We start from the raw sequence: 17,932 nt of genomic DNA on the forward strand, positions 1-17,932 counted from the left end.
ATCACCACCACCAGCGCCATCGAGCGCGGCAGGCACAGGCCCACGCACACCTCGGGGCCGACACCGGCCTGCTGCAGCCGTTGCGCCCAGGCGTTGCTGCGCGTTTCCAGCGTGGCGTAGTCCAGCGAATCGTCGCCCATCAGCAGCGCGGTGTGCCGGGGGTGCAGCGCCGCGCGGTCTTCGAACAACTGGTGCAGGCAGCGCCCGTCGGCAAAGGGTGCGGCGCGGTGGTTCCAGGCGGCCAGCGCGGCGCGCTCGTCGGCATGCAGCAGCGCCAGCGTGGACAGCCGCTGCCAGGGCGCTTCCAGCGCCGCGCCCAGCAGCACCGCGAAGTTGCGGGCCATGCGGCCGATGGTGGCCGCATCAAACAGCCCGGTGCTGTACTGCCACAGGGCGGTGAAGCCCTCGGCATGCTGCTGCAGCGTCAGGTGCAGGTCGTACTGCACCGCGCCGAGGTCGGGCGCCATCACGTCCAGCGTGATGCCCGGCACCGGGCTGCGGGTGATGTCGGTATCGCGCAGGTCGAAGGCGATCTGGAACAGCGGCGAGCGGCTGCTGTCGCGCGGCGGCTGCAGCGCATCCACCAGGGCCTCGAAGGGCAGCGCGTGGTGGGCATGGGCGTCCAGCACGCTGCGCTGCACCCGGTGCAGCAGGTCGGCAAAGCCGGGGTCGCCATCGAGCCGGGTGCGCAGCACCACCACGTTGACCATGAAGCCGATCAGCGACCCGAACTCGGCGCGGTCGCGGTTGGCCACCACGCTGCCCACCACCACATCGGGCTGCTGCGCATAGCGCGACAGCAAGGCCTTGAAGCCGGCCAGCAGCAGCACGAAGGGCGTGACGCCCTGCGCCGCGGCAAAGGCCAGCAGGCGCTGCGACAGCGCTGCCGGCAGCGGGCTGCGCAGCGTGGCACCGGCATGGCTTTGCACCAGCGGCCGGGGCCGGTCGGTGGGCAGGCTGAAGCCGTCCAGCCGGTCGGCCAGCTGGCCGCGCCAGTAGTGCAGATCGGCCGCATGGCAGCCGGCCTCGGCCTGCGCCCGTTGCCAGGCCGCGAAGTCGGCGTATTGCCAGCTGGGCGCGGGCAGCGGTGCATCGGCCTGGTAGGCCGCCAGCCAGTCGCGGAACAGCACCTTGACCGATTCGCCATCGCCCACGATGTGGTGCAGCGTGAGCAGCAGCACTGCGCCGCCGGCCGGCCCGGCCAGCAGGGCCAGCCGGGCCCGCAGCAGCGGGCCGGTCGCCAGGTCGAAGCCGGCCCGTGCTTCGGCCTGCATCCACCCGTCCAGCGCGGCCGGGGCCAGCGTGTCCACCGCCAGCACCGCCGGCTGCCGCGGCATCACCTGCTGGCAGGGCTGGCCGTCGCGCAGCGGAAAGCAGGTGCGCAGGCTGTCGTGCCGGTCCAGCAGCTGCTGCAGCGCGCGGCGCACGCGCTCGGGGTCCGGCGCGATCGCAAAGCGCAGGCTGGCCGGGATGTGGAAGGCCGGGTCGCGCGGATGCACCTGGTCGAGGAACCACAGCCGCTGCTGGGCCGAAGACAGCGGCAGCGGCTGGCGGGGGTCGGCCGGCAGCAGTGGCCGTGCGGCGGCCTGCTGCACGGGCACGGCCGTGGCCAGGCGGCGCGCCTGCGCGGCCACGGTGGGCGCCTCGAACACGTCGCGCAGGGTCCAGCGCACACCGAAGGCGCTGTCGATGGCGGTGATGAGCTGACCCGCCAGCAGCGACTGGCCCCCCAATTCGAAAAAGCTCTGCTCGGCGCTGACGAGCGACAGGTCCTGCAGCCCCAGCACCCGCTGCCACAGGCCTGCCAGCCGCGTTTCCACCGCGCCCTGCGGCATGCGCTGGCCGCTGGTCTGCTCGGCCAGCCGCAGCAGCAGCGGCTGGTCCACCCGGCCCGCGGCGTCACGCGGCCAGGCCGGCAGCAGTCGCAGGGCCAGCGGGCAGGGCTGGCCGGCGGCGTCGATCAAGGGCACCAGCGCGCGCGCAGCCTCAGGCACGGCGTCGGCATCCGCTTCGCAGAACACGGTGATCGAAGGCTGCAGGCGCAGGCCGGTGGTGCGCGCGGCCACCGCCGGCGCGGCGGCCGACAGGCCGATGCTCAGCAGCCCGGGTGGCAAGCGCAGCGCCAGTTCCAGGCTGGCCAGCGCCTGCGGCACGCTCATCTCGCGCAGGCCCATGGCGCGCAGCGGCTCGCCGGCGCCGTGCTGGCGGGTCAGGCCCGTGTCGCGCCAGCTGCTCCAGGCCAGCGACCAGACCCGTGGCGCCGTCAGCGCCAGCACTTCCATCGCGCGGTTGGCCGCCGCATAGGCGCCCACGTGGGCGCCCGCAAACCCGCTGGCCGCCGACGAAAAGCACACCAGCGCCGTGTCCGGCGACCGCGCCGCCAGCAGCGCACGCAAGCCGCCGAGCTTGGGCGCGAAGGCCCGGCCCAGGCTGGCGCCCTCTTCGTCCGCCAGCGCGGCCTCGTGGTAATGGCCGGCCAGGTGGAACACCGCATCGGCAGGCCGACCCCACTGGGCAGCCGCTGCGTCCAGCTGGGTGCGCAGCGCCGCCGCGTCGGCCACGTCGGCCACGGCCAGGCGGATGCGCGGCCCATGATGGGCCGACAGCTGGCGCCAGGCCGCCAGCCGGGCCTGGGCAGCGGTGTCGGCCGCGTCGTCGGCGGGCAGGCTGCTGCGGCACAGCAGCAGCACCTGGGCCTGCCAGCGGGTGGCGAGCCAATCGGCCAGCAGCACCCCGATGCCGCCCAGACCGCCGGTGACGACGTAGCAGCCGCCACTGCGCAGCGGGCCGACGGTCGGCCCGGGCGCCTGCCACACCGGCGCCAGGCGTGGCCGATGGCGCAGGCCGCCGCGCCAGGCCACCTCCCTGCTCGCAGGCCCGGCCTGGCCCGCGCCCTGCATATCCGCCAGCAGGCCACGGGCCACCCGCTGCGGCTGCTGTGCATCCACGTCCACATGCCAGGCCAGGCAGCCGGCCTGTTCCTGCGCCAGCGTGTGCACCCAGGCGCCCAGGGAGGCCGCGGCCGGGTCGGCCGACTCACCGGCTTCCAGCGGCAGCGCCTGCCGCGTGACCAGCGCCAGCCGGGTGGGCACACCGGCTGCGGCCAGCGCAGGCATCCAGGCGCGCAGCCACAGCGCCAGCCCCACGCAGCGCTCGCCATCGCTGGCCGCGCCGCCGGCCGCCGGTGGCAGCAGCCACACCAGGCCCTGCGGTGGCGCACCGCCTTCCGCGGCATGGCGCGCCGCACGCTGCAAGGCCGCGGGCAGACCGTCGGGCCCGCCGGGGGGCTGGCCCAGCAGCAGGCTGCCGGGCGCCGCTTCCAGCAGCGCCTGCGCCAGCGGGTCGTCGCGTTCGGCCATCACCAGCCAGGTGCCCTGCCCCGTGGCGCCGGCACCGCCCACCTCGGGCGCCGGCGCGGGCTGCCAGACGGTGCGCAACAGCCAGCGCGGCAGCGTGTGCTCGTTGTCCTCCAGCACGTCGGCCCGGCGCAGCTCGGCTTCGAAGTCGCCACGCGCCAGCGCCTTTTTCAGCGCGCCACGCTGGATTTTGCCGATGGAGGTCTTGGGCACCTGCCCACGCTCCAGCGGCACCAGCACCGCGGGACTGATGCCGAAGCGCTGCACCACCTGGCGGCGCACAGCGCGCAGCAAGGCGGCCAGCGAGGCATCGTCCGCCGCCTGCGGCACCAGGAACAGGCCCAGCCCTTCGGCCCCGCCGGCCCGGGCATCGGCCACCGCGCAGGCCGCGGCGAACGACGCCAGCACGCCGGGCACTTCTTCCACACAGGCTTCGATCGCCGGGCCTGCATGGTTGGCCCCGTTGATGATGATCTCGTCCTTCTCGCGGCCGGTGATGGTCAGGCGTCCGTCTTCCAGGCAGGCCAGGTCCCCGGTGCGGAACCAGCCGTCGTCGGTGAAGGCCTGTGCGCGCAGATGCCCGCTGCCGAAATAGCCGCCGAAGACGGTGCTGCCCGCGGCTTGCAGCTGCCCGGTCTGGCCTTCGCGCAGCAGCTGGCCGGCTTCGTCGACGATGCGCAGCCGCACGCCGGGTATCGGCCGGCCCACCCGCACATGGCTGTCGGCATCGGTCGTGGTGTCGAGCCGGAAGCCGTCGTCGTAGGTCACGCCCGACGACACCTCGGACATGCCCCAGGCCGGCATCATCGCGTCGGGCCGCAGGCCGTGCGGCGCCAGCAGCTGCAAAAAGCGCCGGGCCGGCGCGGCCACGATGGCCTCGCCCCCGTTGAGGATGCGCCGCACGCAGCCCAGCTGCCATGGCCGGCGCGCCAGCGCCTGCGCCTGGCCGCACACCAGGCCGAAGGCGAAGTTGGGGGCAAAGCTCACGGCCACGCGGTGACGGTCCATCAGGTCCAGCCAGGACAGCGGATCGCGCAGCACGTCGTCCACGCCCACGTGGATCTGCCGCGCCGCCAGATACACGTCGCGCAGGTGGAAGTAGATGAGGCCGGCCACATGGTCCAGCGGCATCCAGTTGAGCGTGACCATGCCACGCGGCCAGCCGTGCATCTGCTGCGAGCCGAAGGTGCGGGCCAGCAGGTTGCGGTGCGGCTGCGGCACGCCCTTGGGCCGGCCGGTGCTGCCGGAGGTGAGCATCATCAGCGCCACGTCGTCGGGCTCGCCGGCATGCACATCGGCCATCGGCGCATGGTCTTGCAGCGCCGCCAGTGACAGCGCGCGGTGGGCCTTGAGCGGCAGCACCGCGGCCGCCTGTTGCAGGCCCTGCAGCACCGCCTCGTCGCCGATCAGCACCGGGCTGTCCAGCAGGTCGATGGCATCGGCCAGCCGGCGCAGCGCGCCATGGGCTTCGGTGAACGTGGGGGGCACACCCACCGGTACCGGCACCACGCCGGTGAGCACACAGGCCCAGAAGACGGCCAGGAAGTCGTCGTGCCGCGGCAGCTGCAGCACCACCGGCATGCCCGGCTGCAGGCCCTGCGCCCGCAGCCCCGCGCCGATGCGCAGCGCCCGCGCCAGCAGCGCGGCGTAGCTGATCTCGTCTTCGCGGCCATCGCTGCGCACCACCACCAGGCCCGCCGGGGCGGGCTCGGCCGCGGCGCGCATCAGCAGCTCACCCAGCAGCTGCGGCGCATCGGCGGGCAGCTGCAGCGCGCCGCCATCGCTGATGGCCCATGGCCGCTGTGCCAGCGCCGCATCGGCCGTGGCGGCAGCTGCGCAGGCGGCTTCCGCGGCGCTGGCCAGGCCCGGTCGCACCCAACCCATCGACAGCTCGCCCAGGTGCCAGGCTGGCGGCGCCACGGGGCGCATCGCACCCACGGCCACGCCCTCCAGCCCGGTCAGGCGCCTGACCTGGTCCCGGGCCGCGGTCAGCAGCCCCGGGTCCACGGTCTCGGTGCCGCAGGGGCGGCCTGTCTCCAATGCTTGTGGGTTCATCGCTGCAGCCCATCGGTCACGGGGCGGGTGCCGCCGCGCAGTCCATCCAATATGCGAGGCGCTGTCGGGCGCCGCCATCCCTATGCTGCCCACTGGCCGCGCAGCGCCGCACGGCCATACTCGCCACCACTGCGGAGGGGCCATGTCGCAAGCGGTGGAAGGCAGCAGCAGGTTGCGCGTGGCGCTGGTGATGCCGGCGCTGAACGAAGAGGCATCGGTGGACGCGGTGCTGCAGGCGGTGCGCGCCTCCACCCGCCTGCCCGACGAGATCGTGGTGGTGGACGCCGGCTCCACCGACCGCACGCGCGAGCGGGTGCAGGCCCATGCCGATGCCGGCCTGCCCATCCGCCTGCTGGTGCAGCCCGGGGCCTGGCCTGGCGTGGGCCGCAATGCCGGCGCCCGCGCCGCCACCAGCGAGTTGCTGCTGTTCCTCGACTTCGGCAACCTGGTCGATCCGCAGTGGATCGCGGCCATGGCCGAACCCTTTGAGCGCGATGCCCGCATCGAAGCCGTCGGCGGCCTGTACGAGCCGCTGGTGACCAGCGACTTCGAGCGCTGCGTGGCCGCCATCCAGTACCAGGAAGCCACCCTCTTCGCCCGCCTGAGCGAAGCGGAGCAGCGCGCCCGCGCACCGCGCACCATCCGCCTGGGCGGGCTGGGCATGGCGGTGCGGCGCGACGTGTACCTGCGGCTGGGCGGCCAGCCGGCCTGGCTGCGTGCCGGCGAAGACCTGCTGTTCGGCCACAAGCTGCTGGCCTGCCAGGCGCCGGTGGCCGTGGCCTGGGGCGCACGGCTGCACCACCACATGCGCCGCACGCCCGGCGAGCTGTTCCGCCAGAACCGCACCTATGCCCGCGGCGAGGCACGGGTGGGCCTGGGCGGGCGCCAACAGCTGCGCCTGGCGGCGGTGTACGGCAGCCTGCTGCTGGGCATGGCAGCCGCTGTGCTGGGCTGGTGGCCGGCAGCGGCGGCCAGCGCCGCAGTGGCGGCGGCCTATCTGCACCGCACCGGCATCCGGCGCCTGCGGCGGGTGTTCGGCCCGCAGCAGCCCGGCGGCGCCCGCCAGGCGCTGATGGCCGTGGTGGCGGTGCTGGCCAAGGACCTGGGCAGCCTCAGCGGCCACGCCATCGGCACGGCCGAATGGCTGCTGCAGCCGCGCTGGCGCGAGCAGTGCCGGCGCTACATGGCCGCGGTCGATGCGCCGCGTTGAGCCGGTTCGCCAGCCGCCGCGGCGGGGGCGGCGGCCAGCGCCGCCACCACGCCGGCGCTGAAGTACAGCAGCATGTTGACGTAGCCGAGGTTGGCGAAATCGGCAAAGCAGGCGTTGATGCACCAGCCCACCCACAGGGCCGTGACGTACACGGCCAGGCTGCGGGTGAAGTCGGCCTGCGCCGGGTCCTGCGCGATGCGGCGCAGACCTCGGAACACCGCCACGAACACCCGCAGGTACAGCACGAAGCCCAGCAGCCCCATCATCGCGCCGACGTTGAGGAATTCGTTGTGCGGCACCGCCAGCTCGCGGATCCAGGCGGCCGAGACCTCGCCCACCTCGACGGCGTACTGGCCCCGGTGCAGCCCGAAGCCGGCCCGCGTGAAGCCCACGCCGGTGAGCGGATTGCTCAGCATCATGTTCAGCGCCGCGCCCGAGCCGGCGATGCGGTTGTAGATGGGCGCGGTGTCCAGCACCCGTTCTTCGAAGCCGCGGCTGGCCAGCAGCCAGGGCACCGCCACCACGGCGGCCAACGCCACGCCGGCGGCCAGCAGGCCCAGCATCGGCCGGCTGCGCGCATCGCGCAGGAACACCACCGCCAGCCCCGCGGCCACGCCCACCCAGGCCGCGCGCGTCTTGCTCAGCACGATGGCGGCCAGCACCGCCAGCAGCACCGCCAGCCACCACAGGCGCCAGCCGCCGGGCGGCGTGGTGGTGCACAGCAGTGCCACCAGCAGCAGCAGCGAACCCATCACCGCGCCATAGGCCGCCGCATTGCCGAAGGTGCCGGTGGCCCGCAGCAGCACGTGGATGACGTCGAGGTAGGTCGGGATGAACCAGCGGATGCCCAGCAGCGTTTCCAGCGGCGCCGTCAACGCCAGGAACAGCGCAGCGGCGCCCAGCAGGGCCAGGAACTGGCGCACCCGCTGTGGCGTCCAGGCCAGCCGCCGCGCGATGAAGAAGGCGCCCATGGGCATCAGGTAGCCATCGAACAGCAGCGCGCCGTCTTCCTTGCTCCACACGCCCAGCGGCTTGCCCGCCAGGCTGACGAGCACATGCGCCAGCGCCAGCGCCAGGAAGGCGGCCATGCAGCGCTCGGCCGGGCCCAGCGGTGCCAGCCGCAGCTTGCGGAAGATCACCTGCGCCGCAAAGCCGCCCAGCAGCAGCAGGAACACCACCCGTTCGGTGCGGAAGAACGGGATGCCCTGCAGCAGGTTGTTGAGGAAGACGGCGATGGTGGGCGACAGCACCATCCAGCCCATGGCCAGCCACCAGGGGCCGCTGGCCAGCAGCAGGCCCGCCAGCAGCGCCCCCAGCACGATGCCGGCCAGCAGCCAGGCGCCGCTGCCCAGCACCAGGCCGAAGGCCAGCGACAGCAGCGCCCAGGGCAGGAAGCCCAGCAGCGGCCCCCAAGCGATGGAACCCAGGCGCTGGTGCATGGTCGATGCGGCTGCGCGCTGCCCGTGGGGTCAGCGCGGCGCAGCGGCGCCGTGCAGGGCCTGGCGGTCGGCGCGGCGCAGCACCGGCACCGAGCCCAGGTCGGGCAGGCCCAGGATGTCTTCGGCCGCCTGCGGGTTGGACAGTCGGCGGTCGAAGTACTCGCGCACCGTGGCCACCAGCAGCGACAGCAGCAGCGCACCGCCCGCGGCCACCACCAGCAGGAAGAGCCGCGAGTTCTCGGGCCGCACCGGCACGTCCGCATAGTCCACCGCGCCCACGTTGATGGCGTTGGCGCTGGCCATGTCGGTGAAGCGGGCGTCGTCGTAGCGGCGGGCGTAGTCGCGGTAGGCGGTCTCCAGCGCGCCGATCTCCAGCTGCAGGTCGTCCAGCCGCGCCGACTGTGCTTCCAGCCGGCCCAACTGCTCGCGCGCCTGGGCCTCGGCCCGTTCGATGCGGGCGAGCTTGGCGGTGGCCACCTCCACCTCGTGGTGGCCGCGCTCGAAGCGCTGCAGCAGGCTGTCGATCTCGTCGCGCGCGGTTTGCTTCTGGCCGCCGAAGTCGCCGATGCGGCGCACCAGGTCACGCTTGGTGTCCTCCACCGCGGCCAGCGACAGGCGCTGCTTCTGCGCCGCCATCTCGGCGCGCCGGCGCGTCAGGTCGGCCTCGATGGCCTGCATGCGCTCCTGGTAGACCTGGCTGCTGCCGCGGGCCGAGAACACGCGCACATGCTGGGCGATGTACTCGTCGATCACCGCGTTGACGATGCGGGCCGCCCACTGCGGGTCGTCGTCGCCGTAGTTGATCTTCAGGATGCTGGAATCGATGGACGGCTTGACCTTGACGTTCTTCTGCAGCTGCTGGATCCAGCGCTCGCGCGGTGGCTGGGCATACAGCAGGCCCTGCTCCTCCATCCAGGCCTTGCTGGCATCGACCAGGGACGACAGCCGACCGGGTTGGCGCGGCCGGTCCTGCGGCTTGAGCTTGTCCACCACGTGGGTCATCACCGTGCGCGACAGCAGGATCTCGGCTTCGGTGTTGAGCGCCTCGGCCAGGTCCATCGCCGGGCCCAGCGTGGTGCGCAGCACCGGCGGCCGGTTGCGTTCCACCAGCACCTTGGAGGTGGCCGAGTAGCTGGGCGGCGCCAGGAACACGATGGCCGAGGCCGCCAGCATCACCAGCAGGAACACGCCCAGCAGGCTGGCCTTCCACTTGAAGAGAAACACGAACAGGTCGCGCTTGGACATGGCGGCAGCTGGCCCTCAGGACAGCGCCCGGTACAGCCGGGCCGGCACCGGAAAGGCGCGCTTGTTGAGGATGAACCCGGCCAGCGCCGGCCCGCCATGGCGTTGCTCGCGCCGCAGCGCCTCCATCGCTTCGCGGGTGACGTGCGTGGTGTCGATCACCAGCGCGCTGTGCGCCGCCCAGCCGGCCCAGCGCAGCGGCGCATCGCTGCGCAGGCTGCCGGCGTCGATCACGATGTGCCGGTAGCGCCGGCCCAGCGTGGCCCACAGCTGCGTCCAGGCCGGCGCGCCGGCGGGCTCGCCCGCACGCGGTGGCGGGCCGGCCAGCTGCAGCAGGTGCAGGCCCAGCGCCGGCAGGTCCAGCAGGTGCGAGTCCAGCTGCTCGCTGCCGGCCTCGGGCGCCATGGAGGTGGCGGCCACGCCCAGCACGTCGGCGCAGCGCCGGCCCAGCGGCGTGCCGTCCAGCAGCAGCACCGGGCCTTCGCCGCGCCGGGCAGTGGCCAGCGCGCAGCCCAGTGCCACGGTGGTCACGCCATCGCCGCGACCGATGGCCGTCAGCGCCAGGCTGGCCGCGCCCGCCGCGCCGGCCTGGCCCAGCAGCCCGGCGCCGAACAGGCGCAGCCGCACCGGCTCGAAGGCCTCCGCGAAGCGGGCGGCCGGGTCGCGGGCGGGGCTGCTCATCGCACGTTGACGCTGACGCCGATGTTGGCGGGCAGCGGCAACATCCGGCGCACGTACTGGTCCACCGCGTCGTTGGCCAGCGCCACCCCGCTCTTGGGCACGTACACCACGTCGTCGGGCCGCACCGCGATGCGCTGTGCATCCTCGCGCGCGTCGGTCAGCGTGTCGCGCAGGTTCAGCAGCCAGGCGCGCCGGCCCTCGGGCCGCTGGCGGTACAGCACCACCGACGTGCTCTCGGCGCTGCTGAGCAAGCCACCGGCAGCCGCCACCGCCGACAGCGTGGTCAGCTGCGGCGTGTACTCCACCACGCCGGGCTTGACCACCTCGCCCATCACGTACACCAGCCGCTGGCGCGCCTGGCGCAGCTTGACGGTGATCTCGAGCCGGTCGCCGAAGGCACGCCGATACGCCTGCACCACGTCCTGGCGCACCGCCTCGATCGGCCGCAGCGCATCGACCGGCGCGATGAAGGGCAGCAGCAGCTGGCCGCCTTCGGCGATCTGGAACAGGTTGAGTTCGGTGCCGCCGTTGTCCGAGCGGCGGTTGATCAGGCTGCGCAGGCGGCCGTCGCCCAGCTGCACGCTGACCACCACCCGTGGGTTGCGGATATAGGCGCGGCGCAGGCCGGCGGTCACGTCGGCCGCCACCTCGTCGATCGTGCGACCGGCCGCCGCCACCGACCCCACCCCGGCCACGCTGACCGAGCCATCGGGCAACACCAGCGCCTGGTCGGTCAGCAGGTTGGCATGGTCGGCCACCTCCACCCGCAGCCGGTCGTCGACGCCGATGCGGTAGGCCTGCGGCGCGATGGTGGCCGTGGGGTAGTAGTCCACCTCGATCAGGTCGCCCACCGCCAGCGGCAGCGGCCCCTCTTCCTGCGGCCCCGGCAGCGGCGAGGACACGAAGCTGGGCACCCGGCTGGCACAGCCGGCCAGGCCGGCCCCCAGCAGGGCCGACAGCAGAGCCGACAGCAGCACGGCGCGCGCGGCGGCCTGCAGCACACCGGCAGCCCGGACGATGGAAGGGATGCGGGCGCTCATCACGGGCGGTCAGGCCGCGGCATTGACGGCGGGCCGGCGCCACAGCCCCAGCAGTTCGGCCCGCGCCGAGGCGCCCACCAGTGGCGAGGCCACCAGCAGCGCCGCCAGCGCGGCCACCAGCAGCGCCTTGGCCACCAGCCACGAAGGCGAAAGCACAGGCGCCGGCCACTGCACCACCAGGCAGGCCAGCGCCAGCGACAGCGCCATCAGCGGCAGCGCACGCGTCCAGTCCAGCCGCACCAGCCGGCTGCCCACGCGGGCATTCATCACCAGCGTGCCCACCAGGCGCACGCCGTTGACCGCCAGCAGCGCCAGCGCGGTGCCCATCGCCCCATGCCGCGCCGCCAGCCAGGCATTGAGCGGGATGCTGGCCAGCAGCGTGACGCCGGTGACCAGCGGAAAGGCCCAGGTGCGCTGGGTGTAGTGGATGCCCAGCTCCAGGTTGAAGTTGATCGAGGCCAGCACGTAGCACAGCCCCAGCACCGGCACCAGCTGCACCGCGCCCGCATAGTCGCTGGTGGCCAGCAGCGCCACCAGGTCGGCGCCGAACACCGACAGCGCAAAGGCGCTGAGGCACATCACCAGCACGAACAGCAGCAGCACCCGGTCGTAGACCTGCTGGTCTTCGCCCTTGACCAGGGTCTCGACGCGGCGCACCGCATAGGTCTGCGAGAACGGCGCGGCGATGAACATCTGCAGCAGCGAAGCAAGCCGGTTGCCCAGCGAATACAGCCCCACCGCCGCGGCACCGGCCGCATGGTGCAGGTAGTAGCGCTCGACCACGCCCAGCGCCGAGTTGCCCAGCGCCGAAGGCACCAGCGGCAGCCCGAAGCGCACCAGCCGCAGCGCCAGCGGCACGCTGAAATGCAGCCCGGTGCGCCGCAGGATCAGCACCAGCGCCACCAGCGCGATGCCCCCCATGCTGAGCGCGGTGGCCAGCACCACGCCGATGACGCCCAGCGACCACGCGCCCACCAGCCACAGGTTGCAGGCCACCAGCGCCACCGCCTTGGCGCAGCACAGCACGAAGTACGTCCGCACCTGCTTGCGCACCACCGCGTAGGCGCACTGCACCTCGAACAGCGCGATGCAGCCCAGCGCCACCAGCGCCACCGCGCACAGGCCGGTGTGCGCCGACGAGCCCAGCACCGCCTGCGACAGCCAGCGGCCCGCAGGCCAGGCCAGCAACGCGATGAGCAGGGCCAGGCCGCCCACCAGCAGCAGCACCGTGGCGATGACCCGGTCACGCATCGCGGCGTCGTCGGGGTACTCGAGGTAGAAGCGGTTCATCGCGCTGGTCAGGCCCAGGCCGCACAGCACCGACAGCACGTCCATCACCGATTGCACCAGCGTGTACAGGCCGAACTCGCCGGGGCTGAGCACATGCGTGAACAGGGGCAGCAGCGCCAGGCCAGCCACGCGGTTGACCACGTTCGCGATGGCGTAGATGCGGCCATCGCGAACGATGGCGAGAGCTGCATTCATCGGTCCAACAAGGTGGGGCTGGGTCGCCGGATCGAGGTCAGCTTACCCCGGCATCCCGGGCACCGATCCCCCTATGTTCGACAGCTGCCGCACCCTGGCCCGAACCTAGAATTTTTGGGCCAGGCCGCTGATGCCCTTGCATGGATGGCAGGCCGGCAGCCCCTCATGAACCTGCCCTCATCGCCCAGCCCCTGGCTGCTCAGGGTGCCCCCGCCAAGCTCCGGTGCGTTGCGCCTGTTCTGCCTGCCGCATGCGGGCAGCGGCGCCGCCGCCTATGCCGGCTGGGCGTCGGCATTGGGGCCGCAGATCGAGTTGATGCCGGTGCAGCCGCCGGGCCGCGAGACCCGCCTGCAGGAGCCGCCGCATGCCGACATGGCCTGCCTGGTGCAGGCGATGGTGCAGGCCATCGGGCCCTGGTGCCGCGGGCCTTACGCAGTGTTCGGCCACAGCATGGGCGCGCACGTGGCGCATGCGCTGGTGCTGCGGCTGCAGGCCGAGGGGCATGAGCTGCCGCAGCTGCTGATCGCCTCCGGCGCGCGCGCGCCGCACCTGCCGGCGCGCCGGCCGCTGCTGTGCGAGATGCCCGATGCGCAGCTGGCCGCCGCGATCGAGGAGCGCTACGGCGCCCGCTTCGAGCCCGAGCTGCGCGAGCTGCTGCTGATGACCCTGCCCACGCTGCGCGCCGACCTGCGGGTGGTGGAAATGCGCGAGCCGATGGCGCTGGCGCCGCTGGCGGTGCCCTTGCTGGTGCTGGCCGGCGCCAGCGATGCCAGCGTGCCCTTGCCCGATGCGCGGGCCTGGGAAGGGCACACCACCGAGCACTTCGAGCTGAAGGTGTTCCCGGGCGGGCACTTCTTTCCCACCACCCAGCGCGAAGCGGTGCTCGGCTGCCTGCGCCGTGCGCTGGGCCGGTGGCAAGGGGCGTGGGCATGAGCGGCCTGCCAGGGGCCCATGACGTGCAGTTGTGGACCATCGCGCTGGACGCACCCGGCAGCGGCGAAGCGGCCGACTGGCGCTGCCTGGAACCTGCCGAGCAGGCACGCGCCGCGCGGCTGGTGTTCGCGGCCGACCGCCGCCGCTTCATCGCACGGCGGGCCGCGCTGCGGCGCCTGGTGGCCCGGCGCACCGGGGCCGAACCGGCGGCGCTGCGCTGGGCCTGCGGCCGCTTCGGGCGGCTCCGGCTTCCAGGGCACCAGCTGGACTTCAGCCTGTCGCACCGCGGCGAGCGGGCCTTGATCGCGCTGGCCGGCAGCGGCCGGCCGGGGCCGTGTCCGCCGCAGCGCCTGGGCATCGACCTGGAGCGCATCGCGCCCGGCCATGCCGAGCCCGCCATGCTGCAGGCGCACCTGGCGGCCGATGCGCTGGCCCCCTGCAGCGCCGCGCTGCAGGCCGGCCAGTCCCGGCCCTTCTTCCGCTGGTGGACGGTGATCGAAGCCATGGCCAAGGCCCGCGGCACCGGGCTGGCTGAAGAACCGCCGGTGCCGGCTGCCGCAGCCTGGCTGCACGGCCCGGTGCAGCTGCCCGATGAAGAGGGCCTGCCCTGGCACTGGCAACTGCAGGGCTGGGACCTGGCCGCCGGCCATGTGGCCGCGCTGGTGTGCGGCCAGCCCACGGCGGCGCTGGCGCCGCCGCTTCAGTGGCAACACCCGGTCGGGCCCGACCTGCAACCCTGCGCAGCGGCCACGCCCGTGCCGCCCCTGCCCTGGCAGCCGCCAGGCCGCCTGCCATGCACGCCGGCCTGAGCCTGCCGCGGCAGCTGCGCAAGCTGTGCAGCCCGCTGGGCTACCACAGCGGGGCCTGTGCGCTGCAGTGGCGCCGGCTGGCCCGCCAGCGCGGGCTGACGGCGGTGCTCTGCTACCACCGGGTGCTGGCCAGCCGCCAGCGGCGCAAGGCGGGCATGACGGTGGACGAAGGCATCACCTCGGCCACCTTCGAAGCGCAGATCCGCTTCATGCTGCGCCACTTCGAGCCCGTCACGCCATCGCAGGCCTTGCAGCCGGGCGCGGGGCGCCCGCGCTTTGCCGTCACCTTCGACGACGGCTATGCCGACAACTTCCTGGTGGCGGCGCCCATTCTGCGGCGGCTGGGCGTGCCGGCGGCGTTCTACGTGGTCAGCGGCTACGTGGGCAGCCACCGCCGCTTCTGGTGGGACCGCCTGGCCGCGCTGCTGCGCGAGGCGCCCGCCGGCCGCCTGCCCTGCGACGGCCTGCTGCCGGGCACCGACCTGCCCGAGCAGCTGCCGCTGACCACCGAGGCCGAACGCCGCGACGCCACCGAGCGCCTGGGCGCTGCAATGCGCCGGCGGCCCACGACCGAACTGCCCGCCGTGCTGGACCGACTGGCCGCCCGCCTGCAGGTGCAGGAGCGGCCCGCCGAAGGCGATGCGCTGATGGACTGGGCCCAGCTGCGCACGCTGGCCGGGCAAGGCTTCGAGATCGGCGCGCATTCGGCCGACCACCTCAACCTGGCGCAGGTGGACGCGCAGGAGCTCGAGCGGCAGGGGGCCGGTGCCAAGCGGTGCATCGAGCGCGAGACCGGCCAGCCGGTGGCCACCTTCGCCTACCCCTACGGCGGGCCGGACCATTGCAACGAGGCGGTGCGGGCCGCCGTGCGGCGCGCCGGCTACCAGGGCGCCTACACCGCGATCGACGGCGTGATCACCGGCCAGCAGGAGCCCACCGCCCTGCCCCGCGTGGCGCTGAACTGGCCGCTGGGCTTTGCCTGCGCGCACAACATCGACAACGCCATCCGGGCGAGCATCTGAGATGTGCGGCATCGCCGGCTTCGTCGCCCCCGCCCCGGCCGATGCCGCAGCGGCGGCGCTACGCCGCATGGCCCGGGCCATCGCCCACCGCGGGCCCGACGACGAAGGCTTTCTCGATGCGACGAGCGCCGACGGCCGCCACCGCATCGGCCTGGCCCACCGGCGCCTGGCCATCATCGACCTGTCCACCGGCCACCAGCCCATGGGCAATGAAGACGGCCGGGTGCAGGTGGTGTTCAACGGCGAGATCTACAACCATGCGGCGCTGCGCCTGGCGCTGGAGGCGGCCGGCCACCGCTTTGCCACCCGCTCCGACACCGAGACGCTGGTGCATGCCTGGGAGGAGTGGGGCACCGACTGCGTGCACCACCTGGACGGCATGTTCGCCTTCGCCATCTGGGACGCGCGCCACGACCGGCTGTTCCTGGCGCGCGACCGCTTCGGCAAGAAGCCGCTGTTCGTCGCCGAGCCGGGCGGCGCGCTGATCTTCGCCTCCGAGATCAAGGCGCTGCTGGCCTGGCCTGGGCTGCGGCGCGAGCTGGATGCCGATGCGCTGTGGCACTACTTCGGCTGGCGCTACGTGCCCGGCCCCCGCACCCTGTGGGCCGGCGTGCGCAAGCTGATGCCCGGCCACCTGCTGCTGTGGCAGGCCGGCCGGGTGACCGAGCAGCGCTACTGGCAGCCGCCCGATGGCCTGCCCCGGCCCGCCGGCCCGCCGCTGCCCGATGCGGCCGGCGGCTTCCTGGCCGAGCTGGACCGCGCGGTGCGCATGCGCATGGTGTCCGACGTGCCGTTCGGCGCCTTCCTCTCGGGCGGCATCGATTCGTCGGCCATCGTGGCGCTGATGGCGCGCCACAGCCGGCTGCCGGTCAAGACCTTTTCGGTGGGCTTTGCCGAAAGCGCCTACAGCGAGCTGGCCTATGCCCGCCAGGTGGCCACGGCCTGCCGCACCGAACACCATGAGCTGGAGATCACCGCCCGCCACCTGGCCGACCAGCTGCCGGCGATGGCGCACTTTCGTGATGCGCCGGTGGCCGAGACGGCCGACGTGCCCATCTACCTGCTGTCGATGCAGGCGCGCCAGTCGGTCAAGATGGTGCTCACCGGCGAAGGGTCGGACGAGCTGCTGGCCGGCTATCCCAAGCACCGCTTCGAGCAGTACGCTGGCGCCTGGCAGCGGCTGCCGGCTGCGCTGCGGCAAGGCCTGTTGGAGCCGGCCGTGCGGGCCCTGCCCTACCGCTTCGCGCGCTGGCAAACGCTGGCCGCCACGCTCAACCTCGAACGCTTCGAGGACCGCATGCCGCGCTGGTTCGGTGCCCTGTCGCCCGACGAACGCGTGGCCCTGCTGCGCCTGCCGCCGGCCCGCCTGCCGCCCGATGCCTCGGCCTTTGCCCCCCCGCAGGGCCTGAGCCCGCTGCGCCGCATCCTGCACTTCGACCAGGCCAGCTGGCTGCCCGACAACCTGCTGGAACGCGGCGACCGCATGACCATGGCCGCTTCCATCGAAAGCCGCATGCCCTTCATGGACCACCGGCTGGCCGAGTGGGTGAGCGCGCTGCCCGACCGCCAGCGGCTGCGCGGCAGCACCAGCAAGTGGGTGCTGCGCGAAGCCATGCAGCGGGTGCTGCCGGCCGAGATCCTGCACCGGCCCAAGGTGGGCTTCCGGCTGCCGGTGAACCTGTGGCTGCGCGGCCACCTGCGCGAGCTGCTGCGCGACAGCCTGACCGGCCCTTCGTCGCGCACCCGCGGCTACTACCGCCCGCAGGTGCTGCAGCGCCTGCTCGACGAACACGACCGCGGCCGGCGCAACCACGAGAAGCTGCTGTGGTGCCTGCTCAACCTCGAGATCTGGCAGCGCAGCTGCTTCGAGGCCACCCCCACACCCACCCCCGCCCCCACCGCGCAGGAGATCGCCTGATGACCCCTACCGTGCTGGTCACCGGCGCCGCCGGCTTCATCGGCAGCCACCTCGTGGAACGCCTGCTGGCCGAGGGCCACCCGGTGCGCGCCTTCGTGCACTACAACGCCCGCGGCCACTGGGGCCACCTGGAAGGCCTGGCCGGCACGCCGGGGCTGGAGGTGGTGGCCGGCGACATCGCCGACCCCGGCAGCGTGCGCAACGCGGTGCGCGGCTGCGACACGGTGTTCCACCTGGCCGCGCTCATCGCCATTCCGTACTCGTACGTGGCGCCGCACAGCTATGTGCACACCAACGTGCTGGGCACCCTCAACGTGCTGGAGGCCGCGCGCCATGAAGGCGTGCGCCGCCTGGTGCACACCTCCACCTCCGAGGCCTACGGCACCGCGCGCTACGTGCCCATCGACGAGCAGCATCCGCTGCAGGGCCAGTCGCCTTATGCCGCTTCCAAGATCGGGGCCGACAAGCTGGCCGAGAGCTACTTCCTCTCGTTCGGCGTGCCGGTGGCCACCATACGGCCCTTCAACACCTATGGGCCGCGGCAATCGGCGCGGGCCGTCATCCCGGCCATCATCAGCCAGATTTTGTCGGGTCAGCGGGTGCTGCGGCTGGGCTCGCTGGCGCCGGTGCGCGACTTCAACTATGTGGCCGACACGGTGGAGGGCTTTCTGGCCGTCGCCCGATCCGATGCGGCGCTGGGCGAAGTGATCAACGTCGGCGCCGGCCGCGGCGTGTCCATCGG

General features: G+C 73.3%; 12 protein-coding genes. 6 read left to right on the forward strand and 6 right to left on the reverse strand.

Going from position 1 to position 17,932, the window contains the following annotated elements; all coding sequences use genetic code 11:
- A partial coding sequence (locus ABNT58_RS11790; RefSeq protein ID WP_348753666.1) for a condensation domain-containing protein occupies positions 1-5,411 on the reverse strand: 5,411 nt, incomplete at its 3' end.
- Between the two features lie 142 nt (positions 5,412-5,553).
- On the opposite strand from ABNT58_RS11790, the gene ABNT58_RS11795 reads away from it, so the two are divergent.
- The gene (locus tag ABNT58_RS11795; protein ID WP_348753667.1) at positions 5,554-6,621 is read left to right on the forward strand and encodes a glycosyltransferase; all 1,068 of its coding nucleotides are present in this window, start codon (positions 5,554-5,556) and stop codon (positions 6,619-6,621) included.
- Here ABNT58_RS11795 and ABNT58_RS11800 read toward each other — a convergent pair.
- The 5 genes from ABNT58_RS11800 to ABNT58_RS11820 are packed head-to-tail and all read right to left on the reverse strand — an operon-like array spanning position 6,591 to position 12,508.
- Positions 6,591-8,060 carry an O-antigen ligase family protein gene (locus tag ABNT58_RS11800; protein ID WP_348753668.1) on the reverse strand — a complete coding sequence of 490 codons (1,470 nt, stop codon included), beginning with the start codon at positions 8,058-8,060 and terminating at the stop codon, positions 6,591-6,593. The genes ABNT58_RS11795 and ABNT58_RS11800 overlap by 31 nt on opposite strands.
- 30 nt (positions 8,061-8,090) lie before the next feature.
- Positions 8,091-9,305: a Wzz/FepE/Etk N-terminal domain-containing protein gene (locus ABNT58_RS11805; protein ID WP_348753669.1), complete on the reverse strand. Its 1,215-nt coding sequence runs from the start codon at positions 9,303-9,305 to the stop codon at positions 8,091-8,093.
- A 15-nt stretch (positions 9,306-9,320) separates the two neighbouring features.
- A complete protein-coding gene (locus ABNT58_RS11810) occupies positions 9,321-9,983 on the reverse strand; it encodes a hypothetical protein (protein ID WP_348753670.1) in 663 nt (220 codons plus the stop codon).
- The gene (locus ABNT58_RS11815; RefSeq protein WP_348753671.1) at positions 9,980-11,023 is read right to left on the reverse strand and encodes a polysaccharide biosynthesis/export family protein; all 1,044 of its coding nucleotides are present in this window, start codon (positions 11,021-11,023) and stop codon (positions 9,980-9,982) included. Before ABNT58_RS11815 ends, ABNT58_RS11810 begins: the two co-directional genes overlap by 4 nt.
- 9 nt (positions 11,024-11,032) lie before the next feature.
- Positions 11,033-12,508, reverse strand: a complete 1,476-nt coding sequence (locus ABNT58_RS11820; protein WP_348753672.1) for a lipopolysaccharide biosynthesis protein — start codon at positions 12,506-12,508, stop codon at positions 11,033-11,035.
- A gap of 165 nt (positions 12,509-12,673) precedes the next feature.
- On the opposite strand from ABNT58_RS11820, the gene ABNT58_RS11825 reads away from it, so the two are divergent.
- The 5 genes from ABNT58_RS11825 to ABNT58_RS11845 form a co-directional block, all read left to right on the forward strand.
- The gene (locus ABNT58_RS11825) at positions 12,674-13,441 is read left to right on the forward strand and encodes an alpha/beta fold hydrolase (protein WP_348753673.1); all 768 of its coding nucleotides are present in this window, start codon (positions 12,674-12,676) and stop codon (positions 13,439-13,441) included.
- Complete coding sequence (locus ABNT58_RS11830) at positions 13,438-14,250, forward strand: 4'-phosphopantetheinyl transferase superfamily protein (protein ID WP_348753674.1); 813 nt, start codon at positions 13,438-13,440, stop codon at positions 14,248-14,250. Before ABNT58_RS11825 ends, ABNT58_RS11830 begins: the two co-directional genes overlap by 4 nt.
- A complete protein-coding gene (locus ABNT58_RS11835; RefSeq protein ID WP_348753675.1) occupies positions 14,235-15,272 on the forward strand; it encodes a polysaccharide deacetylase family protein in 1,038 nt (345 codons plus the stop codon). Before ABNT58_RS11830 ends, ABNT58_RS11835 begins: the two co-directional genes overlap by 16 nt.
- A 1-nt stretch (position 15,273) precedes the next feature.
- Positions 15,274-17,190: an asparagine synthase (glutamine-hydrolyzing) gene (gene asnB, locus ABNT58_RS11840; protein WP_348753676.1), complete on the forward strand. Its 1,917-nt coding sequence runs from the start codon at positions 15,274-15,276 to the stop codon at positions 17,188-17,190.
- A partial coding sequence (locus ABNT58_RS11845) for a GDP-mannose 4,6-dehydratase (RefSeq protein ID WP_348753677.1) occupies positions 17,190-17,932 on the forward strand: 743 nt, incomplete at its 3' end. The genes asnB and ABNT58_RS11845, both read left to right, overlap by 1 nt.

The sequence above is a fragment of the uncultured Aquincola sp. genome (assembly GCF_964001545.1).
Lineage (GTDB): Bacteria > Pseudomonadota > Gammaproteobacteria > Burkholderiales > Burkholderiaceae_C > Aquincola.

Excerpts from the sequence above, each read along its gene's own strand:
- ABNT58_RS11795 (WP_348753667.1), top strand. The coding sequence starts at position 5,554 with ATGTCGCAAGCGGTGGAAGGCAGCAGCAGGTTGCGCGTGGCGCTGGTG.
- ABNT58_RS11800 (WP_348753668.1), bottom strand. The coding sequence starts at position 8,060 with ATGCACCAGCGCCTGGGTTCCATCGCTTGGGGGCCGCTGCTGGGCTTC.
- ABNT58_RS11805 (WP_348753669.1), bottom strand. The coding sequence starts at position 9,305 with ATGTCCAAGCGCGACCTGTTCGTGTTTCTCTTCAAGTGGAAGGCCAGC.
- ABNT58_RS11810 (WP_348753670.1), bottom strand. The coding sequence starts at position 9,983 with ATGAGCAGCCCCGCCCGCGACCCGGCCGCCCGCTTCGCGGAGGCCTTC.
- ABNT58_RS11815 (WP_348753671.1), bottom strand. The coding sequence starts at position 11,023 with ATGAGCGCCCGCATCCCTTCCATCGTCCGGGCTGCCGGTGTGCTGCAG.
- ABNT58_RS11820 (WP_348753672.1), bottom strand. The coding sequence starts at position 12,508 with ATGAATGCAGCTCTCGCCATCGTTCGCGATGGCCGCATCTACGCCATC.
- ABNT58_RS11825 (WP_348753673.1), top strand. The coding sequence starts at position 12,674 with ATGAACCTGCCCTCATCGCCCAGCCCCTGGCTGCTCAGGGTGCCCCCG.
- ABNT58_RS11830 (WP_348753674.1), top strand. The coding sequence starts at position 13,438 with ATGAGCGGCCTGCCAGGGGCCCATGACGTGCAGTTGTGGACCATCGCG.
- ABNT58_RS11835 (WP_348753675.1), top strand. The coding sequence starts at position 14,235 with ATGCACGCCGGCCTGAGCCTGCCGCGGCAGCTGCGCAAGCTGTGCAGC.
- asnB (WP_348753676.1), top strand. The coding sequence starts at position 15,274 with ATGTGCGGCATCGCCGGCTTCGTCGCCCCCGCCCCGGCCGATGCCGCA.